Annotated in this window: 28 protein-coding genes; 16 read left to right on the forward strand and 12 right to left on the reverse strand. The window is 55.8% G+C overall.

The features are described from left to right. The first annotated feature begins 185 nt into the window (after positions 1 to 185). From ACR0BU_RS03940 to ACR0BU_RS03950, 3 genes are read left to right on the forward strand one after another with little or no spacing between them, the layout of a single operon-like run. A complete protein-coding gene (locus tag ACR0BU_RS03940; protein WP_480736313.1) occupies positions 186 to 1028 on the forward strand; it encodes a DMT family transporter in 843 nt (280 codons plus the stop codon). A gap of 38 nt (positions 1029 to 1066) precedes the next feature. After that, on the forward strand, positions 1067 to 1840 hold the full coding sequence (locus ACR0BU_RS03945) for a lipase family protein (RefSeq protein ID WP_299077297.1): 774 nt from the start codon (positions 1067 to 1069) through the stop codon (positions 1838 to 1840). Continuing rightward, positions 1837 to 2988 carry an alpha-D-ribose 1-methylphosphonate 5-triphosphate diphosphatase gene (locus ACR0BU_RS03950; RefSeq protein ID WP_299077294.1) on the forward strand — a complete coding sequence of 384 codons (1152 nt, stop codon included), beginning with the start codon at positions 1837 to 1839 and terminating at the stop codon, positions 2986 to 2988. The genes ACR0BU_RS03945 and ACR0BU_RS03950 overlap by 4 nt, the downstream gene beginning before the upstream one ends. A gap of 69 nt (positions 2989 to 3057) precedes the next feature. Here the strand turns inward: ACR0BU_RS03950 and ACR0BU_RS03955 are convergent, their stop codons facing one another. From ACR0BU_RS03955 to ACR0BU_RS03965, 3 genes are all read right to left on the reverse strand, one after another. Then, on the reverse strand, positions 3058 to 4125 hold the full coding sequence (locus ACR0BU_RS03955) for a 5-(carboxyamino)imidazole ribonucleotide synthase (protein WP_480736130.1): 1068 nt from the start codon (positions 4123 to 4125) through the stop codon (positions 3058 to 3060). Continuing rightward, a complete protein-coding gene (purE, locus tag ACR0BU_RS03960; RefSeq protein ID WP_298933868.1) occupies positions 4118 to 4606 on the reverse strand; it encodes a 5-(carboxyamino)imidazole ribonucleotide mutase in 489 nt (162 codons plus the stop codon). Before purE ends, ACR0BU_RS03955 begins: the two co-directional genes overlap by 8 nt. 86 nt (positions 4607 to 4692) lie before the next feature. Further along, on the reverse strand, positions 4693 to 4917 hold the full coding sequence (locus ACR0BU_RS03965; protein ID WP_120632106.1) for a YdcH family protein: 225 nt from the start codon (positions 4915 to 4917) through the stop codon (positions 4693 to 4695). A gap of 165 nt (positions 4918 to 5082) precedes the next feature. Here ACR0BU_RS03965 and ACR0BU_RS03970 point away from each other — a divergent pair, with 165 nt between their 5' ends. From ACR0BU_RS03970 to ACR0BU_RS03990, 5 genes are all read left to right on the forward strand, one after another. Then, positions 5083 to 5496, forward strand: coding sequence for an Hsp20 family protein (locus tag ACR0BU_RS03970; RefSeq protein ID WP_298933865.1), 414 nt, complete (start codon positions 5083 to 5085; stop codon positions 5494 to 5496). Between the two features lie 5 nt (positions 5497 to 5501). Next, the gene (locus tag ACR0BU_RS03975) at positions 5502 to 5726 is read left to right on the forward strand and encodes a DUF1150 family protein (protein ID WP_480736128.1); all 225 of its coding nucleotides are present in this window, start codon (positions 5502 to 5504) and stop codon (positions 5724 to 5726) included. A 49-nt stretch (positions 5727 to 5775) separates the two neighbouring features. Then, on the forward strand, positions 5776 to 6660 hold the full coding sequence (locus tag ACR0BU_RS03980) for a PhzF family phenazine biosynthesis protein (RefSeq protein WP_480736126.1): 885 nt from the start codon (positions 5776 to 5778) through the stop codon (positions 6658 to 6660). Positions 6661 to 6790: 130 nt separating this feature from the next. Continuing rightward, positions 6791 to 7012 carry a hypothetical protein gene (locus ACR0BU_RS03985; protein ID WP_480736124.1) on the forward strand — a complete coding sequence of 74 codons (222 nt, stop codon included), beginning with the start codon at positions 6791 to 6793 and terminating at the stop codon, positions 7010 to 7012. Between the two features lie 331 nt (positions 7013 to 7343). Beyond that, the gene (locus ACR0BU_RS03990; protein ID WP_480736123.1) at positions 7344 to 8903 is read left to right on the forward strand and encodes a peroxidase family protein; all 1560 of its coding nucleotides are present in this window, start codon (positions 7344 to 7346) and stop codon (positions 8901 to 8903) included. A gap of 62 nt (positions 8904 to 8965) precedes the next feature. Here ACR0BU_RS03990 and ACR0BU_RS03995 read toward each other — a convergent pair whose 3' ends face one another. The 3 genes from ACR0BU_RS03995 to trxB all read right to left on the reverse strand — a co-directional run bounded on the left by ACR0BU_RS03995 (position 8966) and on the right by trxB (position 13711). After that, a complete protein-coding gene (locus ACR0BU_RS03995; protein WP_300071735.1) occupies positions 8966 to 10681 on the reverse strand; it encodes a bifunctional sulfate adenylyltransferase/adenylylsulfate kinase in 1716 nt (571 codons plus the stop codon). Between the two features lie 196 nt (positions 10682 to 10877). Beyond that, complete coding sequence (locus tag ACR0BU_RS04000; protein WP_480736311.1) at positions 10878 to 12569, reverse strand: adenylate/guanylate cyclase domain-containing protein; 1692 nt, start codon at positions 12567 to 12569, stop codon at positions 10878 to 10880. A 200-nt stretch (positions 12570 to 12769) separates the two neighbouring features. Continuing rightward, on the reverse strand, positions 12770 to 13711 hold the full coding sequence (gene trxB / locus ACR0BU_RS04005) for a thioredoxin-disulfide reductase (RefSeq protein ID WP_299077273.1): 942 nt from the start codon (positions 13709 to 13711) through the stop codon (positions 12770 to 12772). A gap of 225 nt (positions 13712 to 13936) precedes the next feature. Here trxB and ACR0BU_RS04010 point away from each other — a divergent pair, with 225 nt between their 5' ends. Beyond that, positions 13937 to 14437 carry an Lrp/AsnC family transcriptional regulator gene (locus tag ACR0BU_RS04010; RefSeq protein WP_298933852.1) on the forward strand — a complete coding sequence of 167 codons (501 nt, stop codon included), beginning with the start codon at positions 13937 to 13939 and terminating at the stop codon, positions 14435 to 14437. 118 nt (positions 14438 to 14555) lie between these two features. Here the strand turns inward: ACR0BU_RS04010 and ACR0BU_RS04015 are convergent, their stop codons facing one another. The 5 genes from ACR0BU_RS04015 to lgt all read right to left on the reverse strand — a co-directional run bounded on the left by ACR0BU_RS04015 (position 14556) and on the right by lgt (position 18771). Next, positions 14556 to 15338 (reverse strand): Hint domain-containing protein, encoded by a 783-nt coding sequence (locus ACR0BU_RS04015; protein WP_480736121.1) that lies wholly within the window; start codon positions 15336 to 15338, stop codon positions 14556 to 14558. A 326-nt stretch (positions 15339 to 15664) separates the two neighbouring features. Next, the gene (locus tag ACR0BU_RS04020; RefSeq protein ID WP_298933848.1) at positions 15665 to 15793 is read right to left on the reverse strand and encodes a hypothetical protein; all 129 of its coding nucleotides are present in this window, start codon (positions 15791 to 15793) and stop codon (positions 15665 to 15667) included. Positions 15794 to 16064: 271 nt separating this feature from the next. Then, the gene (gene pgeF, locus ACR0BU_RS04025) at positions 16065 to 16823 is read right to left on the reverse strand and encodes a peptidoglycan editing factor PgeF (protein WP_480736119.1); all 759 of its coding nucleotides are present in this window, start codon (positions 16821 to 16823) and stop codon (positions 16065 to 16067) included. Continuing rightward, positions 16820 to 17887 (reverse strand): class I SAM-dependent methyltransferase, encoded by a 1068-nt coding sequence (locus tag ACR0BU_RS04030; protein ID WP_480736117.1) that lies wholly within the window; start codon positions 17885 to 17887, stop codon positions 16820 to 16822. The genes pgeF and ACR0BU_RS04030 overlap by 4 nt, the downstream gene beginning before the upstream one ends. Continuing rightward, positions 17884 to 18771 carry a prolipoprotein diacylglyceryl transferase gene (gene lgt / locus ACR0BU_RS04035; RefSeq protein WP_480736116.1) on the reverse strand — a complete coding sequence of 296 codons (888 nt, stop codon included), beginning with the start codon at positions 18769 to 18771 and terminating at the stop codon, positions 17884 to 17886. Before lgt ends, ACR0BU_RS04030 begins: the two co-directional genes overlap by 4 nt. Before the next feature lie 97 nt (positions 18772 to 18868). Between lgt and ACR0BU_RS04040 the strand changes: the two genes are divergently transcribed. The 5 genes from ACR0BU_RS04040 (at position 18869) to ACR0BU_RS04060 (ending at position 22078) form a co-directional block, all read left to right on the forward strand. Continuing rightward, the gene (locus tag ACR0BU_RS04040) at positions 18869 to 19117 is read left to right on the forward strand and encodes an accessory factor UbiK family protein (RefSeq protein WP_480736113.1); all 249 of its coding nucleotides are present in this window, start codon (positions 18869 to 18871) and stop codon (positions 19115 to 19117) included. Positions 19118 to 19440: 323 nt separating this feature from the next. Then, positions 19441 to 19941 (forward strand): type III secretion system chaperone family protein, encoded by a 501-nt coding sequence (locus ACR0BU_RS04045; RefSeq protein ID WP_298933836.1) that lies wholly within the window; start codon positions 19441 to 19443, stop codon positions 19939 to 19941. A gap of 40 nt (positions 19942 to 19981) precedes the next feature. Next, positions 19982 to 20797 carry a pyrroline-5-carboxylate reductase gene (gene proC, locus ACR0BU_RS04050; protein ID WP_480736111.1) on the forward strand — a complete coding sequence of 272 codons (816 nt, stop codon included), beginning with the start codon at positions 19982 to 19984 and terminating at the stop codon, positions 20795 to 20797. Beyond that, positions 20790 to 21128, forward strand: a complete 339-nt coding sequence (locus tag ACR0BU_RS04055; protein WP_299886431.1) for a tRNA-binding protein — start codon at positions 20790 to 20792, stop codon at positions 21126 to 21128. Before proC ends, ACR0BU_RS04055 begins: the two co-directional genes overlap by 8 nt. After that, on the forward strand, positions 21128 to 22078 hold the full coding sequence (locus ACR0BU_RS04060; RefSeq protein ID WP_480736109.1) for a 2-hydroxyacid dehydrogenase: 951 nt from the start codon (positions 21128 to 21130) through the stop codon (positions 22076 to 22078). The genes ACR0BU_RS04055 and ACR0BU_RS04060 overlap by 1 nt, the downstream gene beginning before the upstream one ends. Here the strand turns inward: ACR0BU_RS04060 and ACR0BU_RS04065 are convergent. Further along, on the reverse strand, positions 22075 to 22653 hold the full coding sequence (locus ACR0BU_RS04065) for a thymidine kinase (protein ID WP_299886426.1): 579 nt from the start codon (positions 22651 to 22653) through the stop codon (positions 22075 to 22077). The genes ACR0BU_RS04060 and ACR0BU_RS04065 overlap by 4 nt on opposite strands. Positions 22654 to 23008: 355 nt before the next feature. Here ACR0BU_RS04065 and ACR0BU_RS04070 point away from each other — a divergent pair, with 355 nt between their 5' ends. Both ACR0BU_RS04070 and ACR0BU_RS04075 read left to right on the forward strand, forming a co-directional pair. Continuing rightward, the gene (locus tag ACR0BU_RS04070; protein ID WP_298934065.1) at positions 23009 to 23470 is read left to right on the forward strand and encodes a hypothetical protein; all 462 of its coding nucleotides are present in this window, start codon (positions 23009 to 23011) and stop codon (positions 23468 to 23470) included. A gap of 179 nt (positions 23471 to 23649) precedes the next feature. Next, positions 23650 to 25434, forward strand: coding sequence for a hypothetical protein (locus ACR0BU_RS04075; protein WP_480736107.1), 1785 nt, complete (start codon positions 23650 to 23652; stop codon positions 25432 to 25434). Positions 25435 to 25439 lie beyond the last annotated feature (5 nt).

The raw sequence follows: 25439 nt of genomic DNA on the forward strand, positions 1-25439 counted from the left end.
TGGCCAAGCTGCCAACCGGACACGCGTCAATGCTATTGAACGGGGTCGCCATTGTGCGGCCCCGTTTTTTTAAATTCCGAATTCAATTGGGAATGGTTGCGCCTAGAATCCCAAGTTTTGGCCGCAGATCAAAACGATCGCGAAAGTGAGTATCAATGTCGCGTGCAAGCGGCTATGCCGTTGATATGAGATTGTTTCTGCTAATAGCGCTGACAATGTGCGCCTTTGCGTCGAATTCCATCCTGAACCGTCTTGCAATTGATAGCGGTGCCAGCGATCCAGCCGGCTTTGCCGTTGTCCGGGTTCTTACGGGGGCTCTGGTCCTTGCTGGTTTGGTGAAATTGCGCGGTGGTCGTTTGACCCTGAGCAACCGTAGACGGATCGTCGGGGCTGGGTCTCTGTCGCTTTACATGATCGGGTTTTCCGTGGCCTATCTGACGCTTGACGCAGGGCTGGGTGCCTTGATCCTTTTCGGGGTGGTGCAGATCACGATGTTTGCCGCCACTTCTCTGACAGGAACAATACCGACACCCAAGCAGCTTGCGGGCGCCGGACTGGCGCTGGGCGGGTTGGCCTGGGTCTTGTGGCCATCCGGCGCGATCCAGGTGGATCTGGTCGGGGCGGTCTTGATGGTCATGGCAGGCGTCGGCTGGGCCATTTACTCGCTTGCCGGAAGATCCGAACCGGATGCGTTAGAAGGGACGGCTGCCAACTTTGTTGTGGCACTGCCCGTGACAGCCGTGGCTTTGCTGGCCCTTGGCGATGCTTGGCAAATGAGCGTGTTTGGATACGTCTTGGCCGCGCTGTCGGGTGGTGTGACCTCAGGGCTGGGCTATGCGCTTTGGTACCGCGTGCTGCCACAGCTTGTCCCGTCAACAGCGGCTGTTGTGCAACTTAGCGTTCCGGTTATTGCTATTGTCGCTGGTGTCATACTGCTTGGCGAAACAGCCGGACCACGTTTGGTCGTGGGGGCAGTGTTCGTCCTCGGCGGCATAGCATTGGCCGTCGCGCGACCACGACGTGGCTAGGTCTTTCATTGCCGAAGGATAGGCTTTATCTGGCGGATATGAGATTCCTGTTCGCCTTCCTCTTTTGTCTTTTCCCTGCCGCAGTTAGCGCGAAATGCGTGATCCTACTGCATGGTCTTGCGCGGACCGAGGCATCTTTTTCCGTCATGGAGCAATTGTTCAAAACCCATGGCTACACAGTTGTTCGCCCTGGTTATCCGTCAACCGATATGGGCATTCCCGATTTGGCAAACCAAACCTTGCCCGATGCGTTTGCAGCATGCGGTGAAGATACTGCGAATGTCGTGTCTCACTCCATGGGGGGGATATTGCTACGTTACTGGTTGCAGGACAATCGGCCGAGTAATCTGGGCCGTACCGTTATGCTGGGCCCGCCAAATCAGGGCAGTCAACTGGTTGATGAACTCAGCGCCTGGGAAGTGTTTGGCTATCTCAACGGGCCCGCAGGTTTGCAACTGGGAACAGGGCCAGAAGGTATACCGCGACAATTGCCGCCGGTTGATTTTGAACTGGGCGTGATCGCAGGCAAAAACTCATTAAACCCGGTGTTTTCATCGCTGATTGATGGTCCGGATGATGGCAAAGTGTCGATTGAAACCACCAAAGTAGAAGGGATGGCCGACTACATCATTCTGCCTGTGACCCACACCTTCATGATGAACAATCCACGTGTCATGGCGCAAGCGCTGCATTTCATCGAATTCGGGCAGTTTGACCCGCAAATCACCTGGCTTGACGGGGTGATGGACGTGATTGATGAGATCTGCATCGGAGAAGACTGCTCAGAACCGGACTCGGAGCCGACACAATGACGGCATTGGAGGTGACTTTATCAGGCGCGGATGTCTTGCTGCCAGATGTCGGATTGTCGCGCGCGAACCTGACCATCGCTGACGGGCAGGTGCAAAAGGATCCTGCGGGGCCGCAAGTGGATCTGTCCGGCTACACTGTCTTGCCTGGTATTGTCGATCTGCACGGCGACGGGTTCGAACGCCATATTGCGCCGCGCCGGGGTGCAATGAAGCAGATGGATGAAGGCATCCTTTCAGTTGAGGCCGAGTTGGCTGCCAATGGTATTACCACCGCTGTTCTGGCGCAGTTTTACAGCTGGGAGGGGGGCGTGCGTGGGCCTGAATTTGCCTCTCAAGTCTTTGACGCGATTGCTGCTGTGAAAGGCAGTGTGGTGACAGACCTGATCCCACAGCTGCGTTTTGAGACCCATATGCTGGATGATTATGCCGGATTGCCAGAACGGATCGCGAGATGGCAGGTGCCCTATGTAGTGTTCAACGACCACTTACCGCACGGCCGGTTGGCACAAAGCCGAACGCCACCACGTCTGACGGGACAAGCCCTGAAGGCCGGGCGTAGCCCGGAAACCCATCTTGAGATGTTGCAGACCATGCACGCGCGCAGGGGTGAAGTTCCGGCTGCGCTAGAGGTGCTTTGTTCCGACCTTGCTGATCTTGGCATTCGTCTGGGCAGCCATGATGATGCAACGGCTGAGGCGCGGGCCTGGTGGCGCGCGCGCGGTGTCTCCGTCGCTGAGTTTCCCGAAACGCTGGACGCCGCCGAAGCTGCACGCACAGCCGGGGACTACATCATACTAGGGTCGCCCAACGTGGTGCGGGGTGGCTCGCACAAAGGCAACGCGAGTGCTTTGGACCTGATCGCTATGGGCCTGTGTGATGCGCTTGCGTCGGATTACCACTATCCCAGTCCGCGTCGTGCCGCGCTGATGCTGACCAAAAGCGGTCTGCTGGATCTGGCCGGTGCGTGGGCTCTGATCTCATCCGGCCCGGCCAAGGTATTGGGTCTGACAGATCGCGGAGCGTTGGCACCCGGCAAACGTGCGGACCTTGTCATCTTGAACGCTGAAAATCACCGGGTGGTCGCCACGATGGCTGGTGGGCGTGTCAGCTACATGTCCGGAGACATCGCCGCCAGGTTCATAACCTAACGCCGCGCCAACTCTTCATCTTTTCGCAAATACTCCTGCCAGATGCCTCGCGCGGATGCGCGATTAACCCTAACGAACCATCCGGTTGAAGTGGCCCATCTTACGGCCCGCCTTAACCTCGGCTTTGCCGTAGAGATGCAACGCGACATCGCTCTCCCGTGCCAGCTCCGGCACTCGGTCCATGTCATGCCCGATCAGGTTCTCCATCACCACGTCCGAGTGGCGCTGCCCATCACCCAACGGCCAACCTGTGACGGCACGGATGTGTTGTTCGAACTGATCGACGGCACAGCCGTTCTGTGTCCAATGACCCGAATTATGCACACGCGGCGCAATCTCGTTCACAACTAATCCCTTCGGGGTCACAAACAACTCGACCCCCATGACACCCACATAGTCCAAGGCGTTCAGGATGTTGGCCGCTACTAGGATAGCATCGGTGCGCTGCGCAGGTGGCAGCCGGGCAGGGACGGTGGTCGTGTACAGGATACCATCTCGATGCACATTCTCGCCCGGATCGAAACAGGCGACCTGACCATCCAGACCCCGTGCCGCGATGATTGAGACCTCATGCGTGAACTCAACAAATCCTTCCAAAATGGCTGGTGCTCCGGCCATCTCGGACAATGCTGCTTCGGTGTCTTCTGGTGCGCGAAGCCGCGTTTGACCTTTGCCATCATAGCCAAAACGGCGGGTTTTAAGGATCGCTGGCGCTCCGATCGCATCAATTGCGGCGCGTAGGCTGTCTAGATCGGTGATGTCGGCAAAAGGCGCGGTATTCAATCCCAGCCCCTGAAGGAAGGCTTTCTCGGTCAACCTGTCCTGACTGACCCGCAGTGCTTCGCGTCCCGGGCGGATCGGGCGGTGCGCTTCCAGCACATTCAGCGCTTCGGTCGGGATATTTTCGAACTCGTAAGTGATCACATCGACCGAGGCGGCAAAGGCCGTTAACGCATCCGTGTCATCATAGCCCGCTGTCGTGACGTGATCTGCCACATGTCCGGCGGGTGGGTTCGCGCCCGGCTCGTAGATATGGCTGACAAATCCAAGCCGCGCCGCCGCGACCGACAACATGCGGCCCAGCTGGCCACCACCCAAGATTCCGATTCGTGCGCCGGGTGCCAGTGTTTCAGACATCTTTCGGCTCCTGCGGGATCGAGGCCGAGAGAGCCTCACGCCATGCTTCGAGCCGTTTGGCCAGCGCCTCATCCTGTAGGGCCAGAATGCCGGCGGCCATCAGACCGGCGTTGGCGCCGCCGGCAGATCCTATGGCCATAGTGGCAACCGGAAAGCCTTTGGGCATCTGCACGATGGAATAGAGTGAATCGACACCTGATAGTGCACGCGTCTGCACTGGCACGCCGATCACGGGTATCCAGGTCTTGGACGCCATCATGCCAGGCAGATGCGCAGCACCACCTGCACCTGCGATGATCACGTTCAACCCACGCTCGACCGCGGTTTTCCCATAGTCCCAGAGCCGATCAGGGGTGCGATGGGCCGAAACGATGCGCTTTTCATAAGCGACACCCAATTCATCCAGAATATCTGCGGCTTCCTTCATGGTCGGCCAGTCCGATTGGCTGCCCATGATGATCCCGACTTTGATCTCACCCATCCGCTCATATCCCTGGCTTTTCAAAGAGCGCGAACTATAGCCAAATCCGTCTTCGTGGCAATGCGTTACAGTCAGGCTGTTAGGCGTCAAGCAATGATATCTGGGGTCAGGCGATCCTCGATCAGGCGGATCAGGTCTTTCAGCTTCAGTTTCTGCTTTTTCAGCCGCTTGATTGTCAGCTGATCCGAGGTGCCAGTGGCCTGCAACGCTTCGATGGCTTCGTCCAGATCGCGGTGCTGGCGGCGGAAAACCTCCAGCTCTACGCGCAGAACTTCATCTGTTTTCATCGAAAGATCGGTAGGCGCGTTCATGGGCGACTCAATTTTGAAGGTGGTGCGTTCCACACAAGATAGTGTGTTCAAGTGAATCCGGCCAGACCTTGTGGACATCCTGATTTCTTCCCATATTCTATTATGTGCGGTTGCCGAAACTGGGGCCGCTCAAAACGTCGCTTTGGCAAAAAAGGACGAGAAAACGTGTCAAAACTTACTCTTGGCTCATACCCGCATCTTTTGGGGTTCGAGCAGTTGGAACGCCTTTTGGAACGGTCTGCCAAGGCCGGTAACGAAGGTTATCCGCCTTATAATATCGAACAGACCTCGGACTTTTCGTACCGCATTACCTTGGCCGTGGCCGGTTTTGCAGAAGAGGACCTGTCGATCACCATTGAGGATCGCCAACTGGTGATCCGGGGCCGTCAACGCGACGACAGCGAGGGGCGCATATTCCTGCACCGCGGGATCGCCGCACGCCAGTTCCAGCGCATGTACGTGCTGGCCGATGGGGTCGAAGTGGGCGAGGCAATCATGGAAAACGGTCTGCTTCATGTCGACCTGACCCGTGCCGTGCCCGAAACCGTGGTGCAAACAATCAATATAAAGAAGGGGTAAGAGCTATGAATACACCGGTTGAGATCAATACCGAAGGCGACCGGATCGTCTATGTGAAATCTGTGGATGTCGCTGACCTGCCGCGTGATTTGCGAGAACAGGCCGGCGATCTGGATCATCTGTATGCAGTGCACGACTCGGACGGTCAGCAACTGGCGCTTGTGGCCGACCGTAAGCTGGCCTTTGTCTTGGCGCGACAGCATGACCTTTCGCCCGTGGCCGTTCACTGACGCGACCCGATGGCCAATGATTTGACCGCTAAGATCCGAAAGAAGGTGCATGAGCTGGTTTGAGTTTGATTGGGTGGATGCCTTCAGTGATCGCGCCTTTGGGGGCAACGGGTGTGCTGTTGTCCATGGCGGCGCGGCGCTGACCGAGGATGTTTGCACCGCTTATGTCCGTGAAACCTCGCTGGTGGAGTGCACCTTCACGGGTCCGTCGGACATCGCCGATGTTCGGGTTCGATACTTCCTTGCCAGCCGCGAAATTCCATTTGCAGGCCATCCCACAATTGCCACGGTTGCGGCCATGAAATCTCGGGGGCTTTTTTCAGGTGATAGTCTGATACTGGAAACTGGGGCTGGGCTTGTTTCGATACAGCTGAACGGCGACGAGATTGAAATGACCCAGGTCGCGCCAAAATTTAGCGCACATGTCTCGGCTGACCTTGTTGCCTCTGCGATTGGGCTGAGTGAGGACGCGATCATTTCTCCGCCGCAGATGGTGTCAACCGGGTTGCCGTTCTGCATCACTGTTTTGCGTGATCATGAAGCATTGCGAGCAGCGCGTTTGGCTGAAGGTCCGCTGCGCGAAGTCGCTGCCGCCGCGGGCTATTCGGGCTCGGATATGGCCGAGCCGTTTCTGGTGACACTTCAGGGTGCAACGGCTGGGGGTGACACGTTCTCGCGTCTATTGCTGGCGCCACCTAGCCCGCCGGAGGATCCTTTTACCGGATCCGCGACGGGTGCCATGGCTGCTTATCTGTGGAAATACGGTCTGATGGACAAAGACACGTTCACCGCTGAACAAGGCCACGATATGGGTCGCCCCGGTCAGGCGACAGTAACCCGGGTTGGCCCGCCCGACGCAATGACAGGGATCAAGGTTGCAGGTCGCGGCCATGTCTTGATGCGCGGGCAGGTCAATCTGCCTAATCACTTCTGATGACTCAGGCAGATATGCCATTCTGGGCTATGGCGTGACGATGGTCCCGGGATGGGGCTAACTGTCGCTCGAAAGGACCAAGTTCTGTTCCTTGACCAACTCAGCGAAGCGGGATCTCGTGGGACATTAATTGCGTCATTCGGTCATCGAGTGGGTGTGCGAGAGGGACTATCTCTCACGAGAACTGACCAATGCGGTTCTGTATCTTTCCGTACCGATCTATTGGGAGGGCCCCAACATCGGTGATTTCTTTGACACTGCCTGCATGATTCTGCGCGAAACGCACGACGATATTCAAACAGCCATCAAAACCGCCAGCCCAAAGTATAATAAAATGCGTCTGACGGCGTAAAAAAATGCCCAAACGCAGGCCGTGGACTATTGAGAATTCGAAAGACGAGCGGTGAAAATACTTCGGGCCGAGATTTCATCCTGGCGTGCGACGGATGATTGTCCCTTGGTGCAAGCAATTGCAATGATTGAACGAACTGCAAGCACTGGCTGTTTTTTGCGCGGATAACTTATGAATCTATCGTTTCCACGCATTTCATGGTAACATTGTTTCGCGGTCGTCCCGGTATTTTGCGGGTTCGGGCGGCATTTTTGAGAACTAAATTTTATCAATTTTGCGCCCGATGAAGGGCCGTTTGAATAGTAACGAGTATTATTTTAGGAGCACTTTGATGAGCGTTTCGTCATCCAGGTATGGCATTACCAGCCTCCCCAGATCCAAGAACTACAAAGGTCCATTCGGAAGGTTGTTTCGTGAACTTCCACCGTGGCGGTCCCCCCATGGCGATGACGCCACAGCCGTCGCAGCGTTACGCGATTTTGCGACCAACGAGATGAGCGAAACGGCCGGGCAAGACAACCTGGACAATGCAAATCTGCCCGCGGGTTACACCTATTTTGGTCAGTTCGTGGATCACGACATCACGTTTGACCCAACCTCCTCCCTGATGCGTCAAAGCGATCCTGAGAAGCTTGAAAACTTTCGCACGCCACGCCTTGACCTGGATTGTCTCTATGGCGAAGGCCCGGCAGATGAACCTTTTATGTACGACAAGAATCGTGGTGGCGTGTTCCTGCTTGGGACAACTGAGAAGGACTGGACGGGCGACAAGGACATCGCGGGTTCGAAAGAACCGGACCTTCTGCGCAACCGGCAGGGGCGCGCCATTATTGGCGACATGCGTAACGATGAGAATGTGATCGTTTCCCAGTTCCAGTTGGCCATGTTGCGACTGCACAACCGGGTCATGCAGAAGCTGGCAACCGGTGATCCGGATGATGAGACGACCGAGTTCGGTTTTGACGGCGAAAGGTTTCAGGAAGCGCAGCGCAAAGTGCGTTGGTTCTATCAATACGTTGTGTGGAACGACTTCATTAAACGCCTGGTCAGCGATGCAATTTGGACCAGAGTTCTGGACAAGTCCGACAACCACAAATTCAACGGCACCGTTTATGATTGGAACTATCAGCCGTTTATGCCGGTCGAGTTTTCTGTGGCGGCCTATCGCTTTGGCCATTCGCTGATACGTCCAGGATATCAGGTCAACGTTAACGATGATAACGATACCGGGCTTGGATTTGGAAAAGAGCTGCCGATCTTCCACCCCGATGGCCCCGAGGATGACCAAGGAGATATCCGCCACGACCTACGCGGTTTCCGCTCCTTCCCGCATCGCCACACAGTGCAATGGGATTGGTTCTTCGACATCAATTCGGGCGGACCTTTCCCGCAGCCTGCCAGACGGATTGACACAAAGCTGTCGTCGGCGGTCTTTGCGTTGGATGAAGGCCCGGCACCCAAGCCCAACATGCTGGCCTTCCTGAATCTGTTACGCTCAATGCGTCTGGAGTTGCCAAAAGGCTCTGATGTCGCGCAACGGATGGGTTTGACACCGCATGCGATCAACGATCCTCATGAGGATATCTTGTGGCACTACATTCTGAAAGAAAGCCAAATTCTTCCGGCAAACAACTCGGGTCGCATGCTCGGCGCAGTCGGCGGTACGATCGTTGCTGAGGTGTTCGGAGGATTGCTGGACGGTGACCCGATGTCCTTTGTGCGCAACATGCCGAACTGGAAGCCAAATGATGACGCCGATCTGATGTCGCTGCTGGACAATCCGGCACCCGTGAACGGCGGGGACTGGGAGGTTGGCGATCTATTGCGGGCTTCTGGCGCGCCGATTGATGCCAACGATGTTGCGAATACAATCGCAAACGGCCGAAACTAAAAATGAGAAGGGCAGTGCTTTGTTCAAGCGCTGCCCTTTGATTTCCTCGTCGCGCGGGTCTACTAGCCTGCGATCAGGCCCATACTTTCGAGCTTCAGTAGAACCTGATGGGCGCAATTATCGACTTCGACATTTTCGGTCTCTACGCTCAGTTCGGGGTTGGCTGGAACGTCATAAGGGTCCGAGATGCCGGTGAATTCCTTGATCTTGCCCTCCCTTGCCAACTTGTACAAACCCTTACGGTCGCGGCGTTCGCATTCTTCGATGCTGGTTGCCACATGCACTTCACAAAACGCGCCGAACTGTTCGATGTCTTCACGTACCGCGCGGCGGGTCGTGGCATAGGGTGCAATCGGCGCGCAGATTGCGATACCACCATTCTTGGTGATCTCGCTGGCCACATAACCGATGCGGCGGATGTTCAGGTCACGATGCTCTTTCGAAAAGCCCAATTCCGACGACAGGTTTTTCCGGACGATGTCGCCGTCCAGCAAGGTGACAGGACGCCCACCCATCTCCATCAGTTTGACCATAAGCGCGTTGGCGATGGTCGACTTGCCTGAGCCCGAGAAGCCGGTAAAGAAGACGGTAAACCCTTGCTGGCTGCGCGGCGGTTTGGTCTTGCGCAGCTCGGTCACAACCTCGGGGAAGCTGAACCATTCGGGGATTTCCAGACCTTCAGACAAGCGGCGGCGCAGTTCGGTGCCCGAGATATTGAGGATCGTGACGTTTTCTTTGTCTTCGATCTCGTCATTAGGCTCGTACTGGGCACGTTCCTGCACATAGACCATGTGTTTGAAATCGACCATTTCAACGCCGATCTCATCCTGGAACTGGCGGAACAGGTCCTGCGCATCATATGGGCCATAAAAGTCCTCACCGGCCGAGTTCTTTCCGGGGCCGGCGTGGTCACGGCCAACGATGAAGTGAGTGCACCCGTGGTTGGCGCGGATCAGGCCGTGCCAGACCGCCTCACGCGGGCCCGCCATGCGCATCGCCAGGTTCAGCAGCGACATCGAGGTGGTCGAGGCTGGGTATTTGTCCAACACCGCCTCATAGCAACGTACGCGCGTGAAATGGTCCACGTCGCCGGGCTTGGTCATGCCGACAACCGGATGGATCAGAAGGTTGGCCTGAGCTTCTTTGGCGGCGCGGAAGGTCAGTTCCTGATGCGCACGGTGCAGCGGGTTGCGGGTTTGGAACGCCACGATGCGACGCCAGCCCAGCTTGCGGAAATAAGCACGCAGTTCGTTTGGTGTGTCGCGGCGCGCGCGGAAGTCATAGTGAACCGGTTGCTGGATGCCGACCACGGGGCCGCCCAGATAGACCTTGCCAGCATGGTTGTGCAGGTAGTTCACCGCCGGGTGTGCATCATCGTCGGCGCCAAAGACTTTTTCAGCCTCACGCGCCTTGTTCGGCGTCCAGCGGTCGGTGACGGTCATGGTGCCCAGAATGACACCTTCCTGATCGCGTAGGGCGATGTCCTGACCTAGCTCAATTTTTTCTGCAAAGTCTTCGCTGACGTCCAAAGTGATTGGCATCGGCCAAAGCGTGCCGTCTGCCAAACGCATGTTCTCGACCACGTTGTCGTAATCTGCTTCACCAAGGAACCCTTTGAGTGGGTTGAACCCACCGTTCATCAACAGCTCCAGATCGCAGATCTGGCGTGGGCTCAGGTCCCAACTGGTCAGGTCTGCGGCTTCGACTTTCAATTTCAGGGCCGAGTCATACGACACATAAAGTTCGGGGATTGGGGCCAAATTGCTTAACATCGTCATCAGAATACTCTTATAGCAGTTTTGTATTGCCGGTGATTCCAGGCGGTTTGCAGGGCATTTGCCCCGACTATTAAGCGGAGTCCACCGACGTCAATGAAACAAAGGACGATATGCGCTGATTTTCACCGGAAGGGAAGGAATTTCCGGTCAGGCGCCGAAAACGCGACTTTGGTTCCGCCAAGTGGCAACAATCCAATCAGCCTGAGTATATGTGTTCCATACCATGGACTGATTGGTCCAAGTCTGATGCGCGGGCCACTGGCAGGGCAGGAACAGGTTGCGTGACGCCGCGCAGCTGAAACAAGCGCATCTCATCCGGGTTGATTGCAACGTCTGCTGCCTGAATCAGCTCGTCTGAGACCAGTAACTCTACACCTAACGCCTTGGTTTCGCTCTCAAGGCGGCTCGCAACGTTCACTGCGTCGCCGATGATGGTCCGTGAGGCGTGGCCGGCCGCGCCAATCTCACCCAAGACCAGATCACCCAGATGCAACCCCATCCCGATGCGAATCCGGGGGCTACCTTCTGCTTCCAATTGCTCGTTGAACCTGTCCAGCGCCCGGCTGATGTCGATCGCAGCCTTCAACCCGGCGCGGGCTGAGCTGGAGGCATCACGTTTTTCAAAAACCGCGAGCAGCCCGTCACCCATGTATTTGTCCACAACTCCACCCTCGGCGGTGATCGCCGGGACAATCGCGTCAAAAAAACGGTTCAACAGAAAGACGATGTCATAGGGCAGCTGCCCAGTGGTGCGCGCAGTAAAACCGCGCATGTCCAGAAACAAAACAGCCAGTTGCCGTTCCTGTCCCTGACTTGCGTGCCCGCGATTGCGGCCACCATCGGGTCTGAAAACGCGAAAAACAGTGAGTGGTTCGGTTGGGCGAATTTGGCACGCCAGCCTTGTTTGTCCGGATGCGCCAACGGCAGCCAGGCTGCGCGCTTCGACATCGCCAGCCGGAGGCAAGCTGTCTGCCCCATCCTCGACAATGACGCGACAGGTGGTGCACCGCCCTTTGCCGCCGCATAGCGCGGTGTGTGGAACGCCGTTGGCTTGGGATATCTCCAACAGAGTCATGCCTTTTTCTGCCACGACTTCGGGCCCTCGTGCATAAGTGATACGCACCGAGTGTCTGCGCCGCCACAATTTGCGGCCAACATAGAACAAGGCCGTTGCACCCAACGCGAACCAAAACGCAATCAGAGCATTGTCTTTAATGCTGAACATGGTTTGGAACGCTTCGGGTGACGGCCAATTGTAGTGTTCAACATACTGTTCGCGCAGAAATTCGTCTGAAAAATCGGACCAGATGCGTCGACCCTCGGTCAGCAACCCGGCCAGGGCAAAGGACGGTATGAACACCGCCAACCCGATCAGATAAGGCACCGTGTTGCGCCACCAGTGGGTCAGTCGCAACCACATGTGCAGGCCGATGCAGCCATGTACCCAAACGATTAGTAACAAAAGGCTCTGCATCCATATCGCCGAGTTGGGCCACATCAGGACAATGATATAGCCCATCTCGTCATTGACATCGTAGACCTCATGAGCAACGCGCGTCTGGACGATGTGCGAGATCAATTGCAGCGGGATCAGTAGTCCGAGCACGATCTGCAAAGCGGAACCAATAGGCATGCGCAGGGTTCTGCGCTGAGCGATTGAAGCAAGGGCCAAGCCAGCATGTACGAACAATGCCGCGTAGAAAAGCGCGCTTATTAAGTTGTTGCGGGTGATCGCTTGCCGCCCGTCTTGCATGCCGTGAAGATAGTCGGTGTGAAAAAGGCCTAAGCCAATATTTATGAAATGAAAAAATGCGAAGGTGAATAGAACGAGGCCGCTGCCGATCCTAAGGCGGGTTGTCCACCCGCCGCGCCAAAGAGCGTTGTCCAATGCTGTCACCCGCATTCATCCTGTTCAGCGCAAGTTTGCTGGGCCTCTGCGCGGGGGTCAAGCCAAGCTGCGATTTCAGTCGATTGGAATCGACGCAAAATCATTGCTCATTATGTGAGGCGATGCCCCGTTTCCGATGCGCGGTATCGCTCGAAAGCTAAGCAGGGTTTCCGGACGCGCCCGAGGACCTTGCTGTTGTCTCAGTCTTGCTCAGCCAGGAAGCGTTCAGCATCGAGAGCTGCCATACAGCCCATTCCGGCACTTGTGACGGCCTGGCGATAGATGTGATCCGTCAGATCACCCGCCGCAAATACACCAGGGACCGAGGTCTCGGTCGAGCCGGGCTTGGTGACCACGTACCCGCCCATGTGGCTGTCCAGTTTGTCTTTGACCAACTCGTTGGCAGGCGCATGCCCGATCGCGACAAAAACACCCTTGCACGGGATCTCGGTGACCTCGCCGGTCTTGACGTTTTTCACGCGCACACCTTCGACGCCCAGTGGCGTGTCCGTGCCGACGACTTCATCCAGTTGGTGGAACCAGAGCGGTTCGATCTTGTCGTTCTTGAACAGGCGATCCTGCAAGATCTTTTCGGCGCGCAGCTCATCCCGGCGGTGAATCAGAGTGACCTTGCTGGCGAAATTTGTCAGGAATAATGCCTCTTCGACCGCGGTATTGCCTCCGCCGATCACAACGATTTCCTGTCCACGGTAAAAGAATCCGTCACAAGTGGCACAGGCCGAGACACCAAAACCTTTGAATTTTTCTTCTGACGGCAGGCCCAGCCATTTTGCGCGGGCACCGGTTGCCAGAATGACGGCGTCGGCGGTGTAGGTGGTTCCACTGTCGCCTTTTGCGACGAACGGGCGCTGGTTCAGATCAAGATCGCTGATGATGTCACCGATCACTTCGCACCCCATTGCTTTGACGTGATCCTGCATCCGAACCATCAGATCAGGGCCCTGAACCTCAGTATCGCCGGGCCAGTTCTCGACTTCGGTTGTGGTCGTCAATTGCCCACCGGGCTCGATCCCCTGCACCAGGATCGGTTCCAGCATCGCCCGGCTGGCGTAAACGCCGGCAGTGTATCCTGCAGGACCCGATCCGATGATCAGAACCTTGGTGTGTCGTGTGTCGGCCATGGTACCCCCGCTCGAACTGGCTGAATTGGGCCATTTGCCCGTCGCACCGATATAACGGCGGTCGCGCAGGGCTTAAAGCCCCTTCCTGCGCAACATCAGATATGCAGCTGGGGAATGGGGTCACAAAATCGAGCGTTTTGAAAACAAAGAAAATTGCGCAGATGCGAAACATTATTGCGCATAGGCGGGGTGCTGATATAAGAACCGAAAAATCAGGAGCATTTGATGGTCACGACTCGGCTGGATGAAATCGACCGCAAGATTCTGGCGGAGCTGCAGGCGGACGGTCGTATGACCAACGTCGAATTGGCCAAACGCGTCGGAATCTCGGCCCCACCATGCTTGCGACGTGTTCGTACTCTTGAAGAATCCGGTTATATTACCGGCTATCATGCCGAAGTGAATTCGCGAGAGCTGGGGTTCGAAGTTCAGGTCTTTGCGATGGTCGGGCTGGACAGTCAGGCCGAGACAGAACTGCGTGCCTTCGAAGACCGCTGCCGCGAGTGGCCGCTGGTCCGGGAATGTCATATGCTGAACGGCGAGGTCGACTTCATTCTGAAATGCGTTGCGCCTGATCTCAGCAGTTTTCAACAGTTTCTGACAGGCGAGCTGCTGACCACGCCAAACGTGGCCAGCGTTAAGACTTCGCTTGTTATCCGCGGCGCAAAAGACGAGCCCGGCGTGCCGTTCGACGTTCTGGAAGAACGAATGAACCGGACGGCGTAAACCGCATGCGCTTTGAATGTGCCTCGCAAGGCGGAAGAATAGCGACAACCGCCAATGATATGATCCAGGTTAGTAATAGCTGCATGATGCCCCCACACTTGCAGTAATCGTTAACAACTTACGCAGATATTGCGTCCACCTCTCCATCTCCGGCGCGCGGTATCAAAAGCGGCCCAAAATCGTTCAGTGACTCAATATGCGCGAACAGGTTCAGATAAATCGACCGAAGTGAATGGCTGATCATCCGAACTGCATTGATACCTGGGTGATAGGTTTCAAATTGTAAACCATCCACCCGTATAACGCTGTGCTTTTCCAGGCAAATGTGAAACAATTCGACTGGTGTTGGCGGCATTGTTTCGACAACGCCCATCCCATCCTGAAATTCGGACACAGGTGTCAGGATAGCCTCGTTTCCATGGATATGTCGCAGGTGCGCAGGCGTTCCCAGCAGTCGCGCAGCAGGACCGGCGATCACGCCAGACAACGGCTTTTGCATTCCGAACGTATCTGCCATGATTCGTGTTAGCGGCCGTGTACGGCCACGCGAATCCTCGCGCCCAGGGATCAAAGTGACCGACCCCTTCCACAGCACCTTTTGCGAAGTGCCGTCCTGAGTCAGGACACTGTCGCCAGGCATCAGATCTTCAATCGCAACTGGCCCCAGCTCTGTTTCTACCAGAGATCCTCGCGAAAATGCACAGAATGCATCCTCGAACATTGGCAAGGCGGGCGCGATATGGCGCATTTGCGAAACATCGCCGTTTTTCATCAAGCAGCTGACCTCATAGCGCCGCAGCTGTGCCTTCTGCGTTGTGGCTGGTCGTGGCGACTCTCTCAGTAATGCAGATGTTTTAACAGCGTGGCTGGCCGGGCTGACCAGTGAATTTGGAATAGTCATAATATTCCGTTCCCTTCAAAATTCCGTCAGGCGCGGCGTACCCCATAAAGGCCTGCCTGGCAGATAGGTTCTTTGTCTTGAAACAAGCGGGTAAGACCCGTGCCCCGGCCAATATGGCGCGGCACAGCGAAGCAATTTCGCGTTCCTTTGGTCAACATTATGACCCCCCAGACAAACTCGTACTTTGCAGGCCACAATTGCCTACACACACACTCCAAAAACATGCCGCGGAGTTGATCGCGACCTGTTACGCATCGGACCGGAGCAATTTCCGATGCGCGTTCTCTCCGTCAGGACCGGCAGCTTGGCCCCTCAGGGTTCCTACTTCAGCGTCGTGCGGCCAAACGGCGTGCGACCCTGACAGAATGGCTTGAAACCCGTTTCCAAGGCATTTCCAAATTCTGGTCCCGCGTGGCCGCGACCACTGCGCTGAGAAAGCGAGATTTCGTTTTCATTCCCTGATCCTGCTCTGCTTGGGGTCTGATGCCCCGAATTCCGTATTAACCTACTGTCATGCCCATTTGAGGCAGCGATAAGGCTTTAGCTGGATGATATGCAGGCAGAAAATGAAGTATGGCAGTCCTTCTTATTTTGGATGCCAGATTTCAAAGGTCGGATCGTCAGATAACGTCTGATCTACTGGCAAAAATTCAATACGATTCTTAATAAGATAGACACAATAAATATGGCGGAAAGGTGGCAAACCTGCCTTATTTTCGGCAACTTCTATAATTTAATGACGGAAATCAGGCGGCCATAATCCGCTTCTTTCGCGTGGGTTGAACGGCGATAAGAATAAAACCGTTCAGGGTCTGAATAAGTGCAGTGTCTTGTCCATTCAGCCTGACCGATTCCCGCTTGGCGAAGCCTGTGAAGGCCAAATGCAGGAAGGTCGAATTGCAGCCTATCATCCTGGCCATTTGCAAAAAAACGGGTGTTGTCCGGTGACTCGGCAATGAACTCGTCCATGAAGTCCGGGCCAACTTCGTAGGCCCGTTGCGAGATGGTTGGCCCGATGACCGCGCAGGTGTTCTCCCGTTTGGCACCTAGTGCTTCCATGGCGTCCAAAGTGGTCTCAAGCACCCCGTCCAAAGCACCACGCCAGCCCGCGTGGGCCGCTCCTATTACCTGAGCTTCGCGATCGGCAAAAAGGACCGGTTGGCAATCGGCTGTCAGGATTGTCAGGGCCAGCCCAGGGGTCGCCGTCACTATCGCATCCGCCCTGGGTTTTTCGCCGTTCTGAGGTCCTTCGACCGTCAAGGCGGTGGGAGAATGCACCTGATGCACGCCGATCATCGCATCGGGCGTCACTTCCATTGCGTCGGCAACCCTGCGGCGGTTCAGCGCCACGGCCTCGGTCTGGTCAGATGATCCATGGCCGCAATTCAAACCTGAGAATATCCCGGAAGACGCACCGCCACGACGGCTAAAGAAACCATGGCGAACAGGGGACAGAATATCTGATGTCAAGATTTCCAGTGTCATGAGTCCAGTCCCGGTGGTGGCGCCGATTGTGCCGGATACAGGCCCAGCACTTTAAACAGGTTTCCCATTTCCTCGGGGTGCGTCAACCTGCGATGTGCGGCAATCAACCCTTCCAGCTCAGATCCCTCTAGCGAATTGGCCAATGTCTGGGCCCTTGCCGTGATACCCAACCGTTCCAAAAACACACCCTGCGGCGTCAGACGCGTGTATGCACACCCTGCTGCCCGGGCGGCTCCGGCCAAAGCTTCAAAGTCGACATGTGACGTCAAATCAGCCTGGCCCGGGTTTTCCAGCGGGTCCGAATGTTTATGGTTTTGCATCGCTTGCAATGTATCGCCCAGAGAGCGCCAATCACCGTAGTCCACAATCAGAGCTGACCCGCCACATGTCGCGATTTTTTGGGCGACCGTCGTCAGAATAGGAGTTGCGGCGGAACATAGCTCGACCAGATCGCCATCCGTCGTGTCATCCATCCTGTGCTTGAGCCCGGACTGTTCTGTGCGAGGACCCAAGCCGAACGTCAGCGAGCCCGCTGACACGCCGACCAACCGTTCACACCAGCTGTCGCCATCCCTTAAAAACTGTCGGATCGGTAAGGCGTCAAAGAATTCGTTAGCGACCAAGTACAATGGCAGATCCGGAAACTCAGCGATGTTGCCCAGCCATTCCGGTGCGTATTCACGAAGGGTTTCGGCTTGCTTTTTCTTTAGTTCAGGCGACACTTCCAGCAGTACTACCTTTGCCGCCTGATGGAATCCGGGCACGCGCCGTGTTGCGCGCAAGATATCCGCCATCAGGGTGCCGCGCCCCGGACCAAGCTCACCAAGTATAAACCGAGAGGGTTGCCCCTGATCCATCCAGCTTTGCGCCAGGCACAATCCAATCACCTCACCGAACATCTGACTGATTTCAGGAGAGGTGATAAAGTCGCCCTGCGGGCCAAGCGGGTCGCGCGTGGTGTAATAGCCCAGCGTTGGATGCAGCAAGCACTCGGTCATGTAGGCGGCCACGCTTATCGGGCCATCCTGAAGAATGCGCGTAGTAAGATGGTCCAATAGGCTCATGTTTTCTGGCGTGCGCGCAATGCAAACCAAAGACCAAGCGCGATCATAGGCAGTGACAGCAACTGGCCCATGGTCAGGCCGTAGCCACTGACATGCCACGCCAGCCCCAGGGGGTTTCCTGGTGAGACGAATTGCGCATCCGGTTGGCGGAAGAACTCGACAATGAACCGCGACGCGCCGTAGCCGGCAAGAAACACACCCATGATCAGACCGGGCTTACGGAAGGCTCTGCTGCGATATACCAGAACCAGGAGCAGGGCACCCAGCAGCACGCCTTCCAGTGCTGCTTCGTACAGCTGTGAGGGGTGCCGGGCGCACATGCCCACAACAACGTCAGGGCAGTCCTGCGCGGCTATGCCCGGGAAGACCACTGCCCAGGGTAGCTCGCTTGGTCTGCCCCAAAGCTCGGCGTTAACGAAATTGGCCAAACGGCCTAGCAGCAGCCCAGGCGGCACAGTAAAGGCAACAAGATCGCCTAATGAAAGGGTCGGAATGTTGTGGCGGCGAGAGTACAGGAACGAGGCAATGACGACACCCAACAACCCGCCATGAAAAGCCATGCCGCCTTGCCAAACTTTCAAGATGTCCAAGGGGTTCGAAAGATAATAGGCCGGTTGGTAAAACAGCACAAAGCCTAGGCGTCCGCCCAGAATGACACCAAGAATGATCCAGGTGATCAGGTCATCTAGTTGCTCAGCGCGCATTGGTGGCGTGTCATCCGACCAAAGGGCAGGGCGCCTTAGCACCCTCACGGCCATGCGCCACGCTATCAAGATACCGGCAATGTAAGCCAGTGCGTACCACCTCAGGGCGAACTCGATCCCGAACAATGAGATCGAGAACAACTCGGGCGACAGATCGGGGAAATTCAGAACAGCCTGCATGTGCGCCTCATTGCCCGGGGTTTGCAGGGCAAGTCAACCTTGTGCCCGGGCCATTCTTTACCCATATAGAGACCAACTGCGATACCGGAGTAAAGCCATGCAAACCCGTAACAAGATCCTGGACGATGTCTCTCAGCTGATGACCAACGCCATGGGTGTGGCGCAAGGCGCGCGGGAAGAGGCCGAGAACGCAATGAAGTCAATGGTCGACCGTTGGTTGGCTGACCGTGATTTTGTAACGCGTGAAGAATTTGATGCCGTTCGGGCGATGGCGCAAAAAGCGCGCGAAGAAAATTCGGCACTGGAAGCCCGCATTGCGACGCTTGAGGCTAAACTGGATAAGTAAAGCCGTCGCGTTCCGTATCAATCAGGTTTTTCGGACAAGACTATTGCCGCGCAATCCAAATCTCGGGTTGTGCGATGCGGAGTAGTTTGACGCCTTGCGGAATTTAATCAAGACAAAGCTGCAAGTAATGCCAATATTTTGATCCGCGTTGCCAGCTATCCACAACTTATTGCTGTTATCCCCAAAAATGGGGGTTGCCAGAGTATCGGCCACATCGCACCATATTTAGTACAGGCCAACGGGGGAAGCCCGGCTTGTAGAGCAGGCAACTAGCGCTGGGGCGCTGCCAGCCCCTAAATGCTAGAGAAGAGTGAGGTGGCATTATGGCCCTTTCCGAGCAGTTTCTCGAAGAAGACCTTCATCCAATCGATATTGTTGAACATCTGGCCGAACACCACGACTGGGATTTTGACCGCATCGGCGACGATCAGATTGCAATGGCTGTCGAAGGACAGTGGCGCACATATTCGATCACGCTGGCCTGGTCTAACTATGACGAAACACTGCGGATGGTATGTTCCTTTGAGATGGAACCACCCGCGGACCGCGAAACCGAGCTTTATAAACTTCTAAACAAAATGAACGACCAGTGCTGGGCGGGGGCATTTACGTACTGGGCGAACCAGAAGCTTATGGTTTACCGGTACGGCCTGGTTCTAGCAGGCGGCCAAACGGCCAGCCCGGAACAGATCGATACGATGATCACTGCCGCAGTGCTAAGCGCTGAGCGTTACTATCCTGCGATCCAATTGGTCACCTGGGGCAACCGCGACCCCGAAGACGCGATGCAAGTCGCCATTGCAGAGGCCTATGGCCGCGCGTAAAGCTTTGCCCCGAACCGGCTAGTTAAGGGGAGGGGCAATCATGGACATGTCGCGTATCGCCGAGCAGGGGCTTGTGCTTCTGGGTTGCGGTAAGATGGGATCCGCCATGTTGGCGGGCTGGCTGGATCACGGCTTGCCCGCCGCTTCTGTTTGGGTGATTGACCCCAACCCGTCTAAGTGGTTGAGGGAGCAAGGCGTCAACATCAATACTCCGTTGCCCGAAGCACCGGCAGTTGTGTTGGTGGCTGTCAAACCGCAGATGATGGGTACCGCTTTGCCTGCGATCCAGGCACTTGGCGGCGGCGATAGCCTGTTCATTTCCGTTGCCGCGGGCACCTCTATCGCGACGTTTGAAGACGTCTTGGGTGATAACACCCCAATCGTGCGCGCCATGCCGAACACACCCGCTGCCATTCGCCAGGGGATTACGGCGGTGATCGGGAACTCTCATACGGCGGGCCCAGATCTGGAGTTGGCCGAAAACCTGCTGTCAGCAATTGGCGATACCGTGCGTTTGGATTCGGAATCGCAGATGGATGCTGTGACCGGCCTCAGCGGTTCTGGCCCGGCTTATGTCTTTCACCTGATCGAAACGCTTGCCGCAGCAGGTGAAGCACAGGGCCTGCCACACGCGTTGGCGATGCGATTAGCCAAATCCACTGTGGCCGGGGCAGGGGCGTTGGCGATGGCCTCGCATGAGGACCCGTCACAACTGCGAGTCAATGTGACGTCGCCCAAAGGCACTACCCATGCCGCACTGGAAGTATTGATGCACGAGGAGGAAGGTTTTCCGAACCTTCTGCACCGCGCTGTTAAGGCCGCAACTGATCGATCCAAGGAGTTGTCGCGTGAGTGAGATTTCTTTTGACGACTTTCTCAAAGTCGATATCCGCGTTGGCGAAGTGATCCGCGCCGAACCTTATCCCGAGGCCCGCAAACCGGCGATCAAGCTGTGGATTGATTTTGGTGAAGGGATTGGCGAACGCAAAACCTCGGCCCAGATCACCGCGCATTACGACCCGTCCAGTTTAGTTGGGAAGCAAGTGATGGCGGTAGTTAACTTTCCCCCCCGCCAAATCGGCAAGTTCATGTCCGAAGTTCTGGTTCTGGGACTTCCGGATGAAAACAACGAGATCGTCCTGATCGGCCCGGATGGGAAAGTTCCAATTGGTGGACGGATGCACTGATGAAGCTTTGGATTACCCGTCCGATGACACCAGCGGTTGAAGCCCGCGCGATTCAGGAGTTCAATGCCGAGATTCGCGAAACAACCACGCCTTTAACCCATGACGAGATGACACGTGCCTTGTCTGAATTCGACATGGTGGTCCCGACACTGGGGGATCAGTTTGGGGAGCAGCTCTTCAAAGATGTGCCCGCACCGCAGTGCAAATTGCTGGCGAATTTCGGTGTCGGTTACAACCATATCGATGTCAGCGCGGCGCAGGCCGTGGGAATCGAGGTTACCAACACGCCTGGCGCGGTGACAGATGCAACGGCGGACATCGCGATGACGCTGCTGCTGTCTACCGCTCGTCGCGCGGGTGAGGGCGAGCGTTTGGTCCGTTCGGGCAATTGGCAAGGCTGGCACCCAACTCAGATGTTGGGGCATCACGTCACCGGCAAGCGCGTGGGCATCGTTGGAATGGGTCGAATCGGTCAGGCAATTGCCCGTCGCTGCCATTTCGGATTCGGCATGCAGGTTGCCTATTTGGCACGCAGCGCCAAGCAGCTCGACTTTGCGGCGGATTTCGTGCCGGATATTCTGACGCTGGCATCTGCAGTGGATTTCCTTGTTGTGGCGGTTCCCGGTGGGGCCGACACACGCCACCTGATCAATGCGCAAGTTTTGGAGGCGATGAAAACTTCGGCGATTTTGGTTAACATCGCGCGAGGAGAAGTCGTGGACGAAGCCGCCTTGATATCTGGTCTGCAAGTCGGGCAAATCGCCGGTGCTGGCCTGGATGTCTACGAATTCGAACCAGTCGTTCCAAACTCATTGCAGGATATGGAGAACGTGACCCTGCTGCCTCATCTGGGCACAGCGACCGAAGAAGTGCGCACCAGCATGGGACATATGGCGTTGGATAATGTCGCGGCGTTTGTCCAGGGGCGTGCATTGCCCAGTCCGGTTTAGGCGCCCACAGCCTCACGCCAATGTTTGCGGCACAGCGAAACGTACGTCTCGTTCCCGCCAATCTGCACCTGTGCGCCTTCGGTAATGGCCTGCCCGTTTTCATCCCGGCGAATCACCATAGTGGCTTTGCGACCGCACTCGCAGATAGTTCGGACTTCACGCATTTCATCTGCAAGTGCCAGCAACGCGGCAGATCCCGGAAACAGCTTGCCCTGAAAATCTACGCGTAACCCATAGGTCAGCACCGGCACGTTAAGGTCATCCACCGCGCGTGCCAATTGCCAGGCCTGAACTTCGGACAGAAACTGCGCCTCATCAATGAACACGCAGGCCACTGCCCCGCGGTTCAAGCGATTCTCGATCATCGAAAACACGTCGTCTTCCGGGCGAAATTTGTCCGCCTGTTCCGAGATCCCGATACGCGATGCGATCCGCCCGTCTCCTGCGCGCCCATCGACGGCGGCCGTCATCAGGTAGGTGTCCATGCCCCGTTCTCGATAGTTGTGCGAGGCCTGCAACAAAACGGTCGATTTGCCCGCGTTCATGGTGGAATAGTTGAAATACAGTTTAGCCATGGCGCGGGTCTAAAACGCTTCGGGCATACGAACAAGGCGTCAATTCCCAAAGATAAGCGACGTCGCCATCGCGGTTGCAGAGGCCGAGCGTAAGCTCTTGGGGATGGAACCCCCGCGCTCGCAACAACGACGCCGTTGGCCATCATGCGGCCAAACCTTCGCGAAGCTAAAAAACTTGCCTCGCGTTCACTCTTTACCGGCAGAAACTGCCGCCACTCACTCACAAAATCCCCCGCTTATCTGAGGGATAGCCAATGTATGACATTTCAATTATGAATCGAGTATGGGAATTTTCCCCACGCTTTCCCCCGTATCTACCGTCGGGAAGGCGCGCGCAGGTAACAAAGGTAAAGCAATGGCAGATATCGGGGCCTATCTGAAGAAACATACAGAAGCACTCGTTAAAGATGTCGGAATCGAGGCCGCCTGTGAGATTACGGGCAAGTCCAAAGCAACGTTGGGACGATATTATTCTGACAATGCCGAGCATGCTGATCGATTTATGCCCGTGGATGCAGTGGCCCGGCTTGAAAACGCGGCAGCTTACCCCCACGTCACCTCGGCCTTGGCCGATCTGAAAAACATCACACTGTCTTATGATGGTCGAAATACCGATGCCCCTCGTACAGGTGGCGTGAATTCGGATGTCATCGCTTTGAGCCAAAGATTCGCGATGTTGATGACCGAATATCAGGCGGCAATCGAAGACGGCATCATAACAATGAACGAGGCCAAGCGGTTGTTGAGGGAAACTAGCCTTTTGCAACAGGTTCTAATCGAGATGAAGCTACATCTGGAAGAAGAAAGTGTGAGTTGATCGGGATCAACCTGTTCTGCGCAAGCAGGGCACTGTCGGCATTGGTCGGACCAAAATATTAGGCTGTGCCAACCAACTTGCATCACAAATTCACTGTGCGATGCATCGTCAATCTCCTGCCCTATTGTTGTCAGAAAAGTTGCAAAGACCTGAAGCCACGACACAAAGGGCAGAAAAACATGCAGGAATCGCAAGGATCTTACAACATCCTGGCTGACAGGCTGGTATGCTGGTCGTTCTGCGCGGCATTCCTGATGCTTGTCTGCTTCATGATCCTCATCGGCCCCACGCAAGGCCCGGATGACATCATGCGCTGGGTCTCAGTGTTGGACCTGCAAAACGGGCAGGGCTGGTTCGATCCCTATCAGCACCGTCTCGGGCCGGATGAGGGCACCCTGATGCACTGGTCTCGCATTGTCGATGTTCCGATCGCAGCAATTTACTGGGTGAGCAGCGCGTTTCTTCCTGCAAAAACGGCATTGAACGCAACTGCATTGATCTGGCCGTCGTTTCTGGCCGGGTTAACGCTTTGGGCATTTGCCGCCACGGGAGGGGCATTGGGGAACCGTGCGGGGGCGATCTCAGCTCTGGTCATGGGTGTGTTTGCGCTCATGAATTCCGGCAAGTTTGACCAGTTTTCATTCGATCATCATGGGCTGCAGGTTTTGCTGTTCGTCTACGCGGTGATGTTCTTTGTTCTTAGAAAAGACAAGCCGCATGCCGGGCTGTGGATGGGGTTTTGTCTTGCTCTGTCTGTGTCAATTGGTGCTGAATCCCTGCTACAGATAGGAATAATAGGTTTATTTGTCGCCATTGACTGGGTTTTGTCAGGTTTGGCTGCCCGCCGCCGCAGCATTGAATTCGGCACTGCAATTGTCTTGACGCTGCTAGTGGCGGTAATTGCAACAACAAGTCGCGACAGTTTTTATTATCCAGGGTGTGACGCACTAACTCTTAATGTTGTCTTGCCTGCTGGGCTTGCAGCGGCTGGTTTACCATTTGCGGCCCTTGTCGCTTCGAACCGTGCACTTACCGTGCGAGCAATTTGTCTAGTGGTTTTGGGTGGAAGTGTTGTTGTCGTCGCACAGATGTTTGCGCCGTATTGCCTGGAAAACCCCGTTAACCAAATGGCGCCCGATATCCGCGACTTTTGGCTGAGCCAGGTCACTGAAGCGCAAAACGTCACACTCGTTATCCAACGGTACGCGGGAGAGACCATTGCGCTGATCTGCATCGCCATTTTCTCGATTTTTGCTGCGGCACTTTTTGCATACAAAACCGAGGCAAAGATCGAGTATCTTCTGTTTCTATTTTTGATAGCAGCAGGGTTTGTCCTGTTTCTGTATCAATCCCGGATGATGACCTTTCTGACGGTGTCGCTTGTTGCTGTGCAAGCTCAAGTGCTGCGGGTCATGTACCGAAAGTACAAAGTTGAAGATCAGCGTAGTTTCGGCGTTCTTATGATCTTGTTTGTCGCGCTTATGTCGCCAAAAACAGGGGCTAGCCTGGAAAAAAGCTACAAGGCGATGACTGCGGTTAAGGAAGAAACAAATGGTCAGAGTCACGCTGCGCCCGTTCTTTCCTGCACAACCGAGAACGATTTTCTTCCTCTGAAAGAACTAGAACCGGGTTTGATCGTCGCTGATTTTGACTTCGCCTCGTATATTCTTCTCTACACGGACCACTCGGTTCTTGCTGGCAACTACCATCGCAACGAAGCAGGGATCATTGCCCAAATCGACCTGTTCAGATCAAAAGCATCTGAGATTGGCCCTCGCCTTGATGAACTTGGCGTTGACTACATTATGGTCTGCAAACCTCATCCCCGGGCAGCTTACTGGTCGTTCGTATCCGACGGTGACGGATTGCCGGCGGAGTTGCTGCGTGGAGATCTGCCAGACGGGATAGAGAAAATTCCCGGTAAACCGGACGCGGCGTTCCTGATTTTCCGCGTCAACGCATAGACCAG

This window comes from Ruegeria sp. CK2 (genome assembly GCF_056536585.1).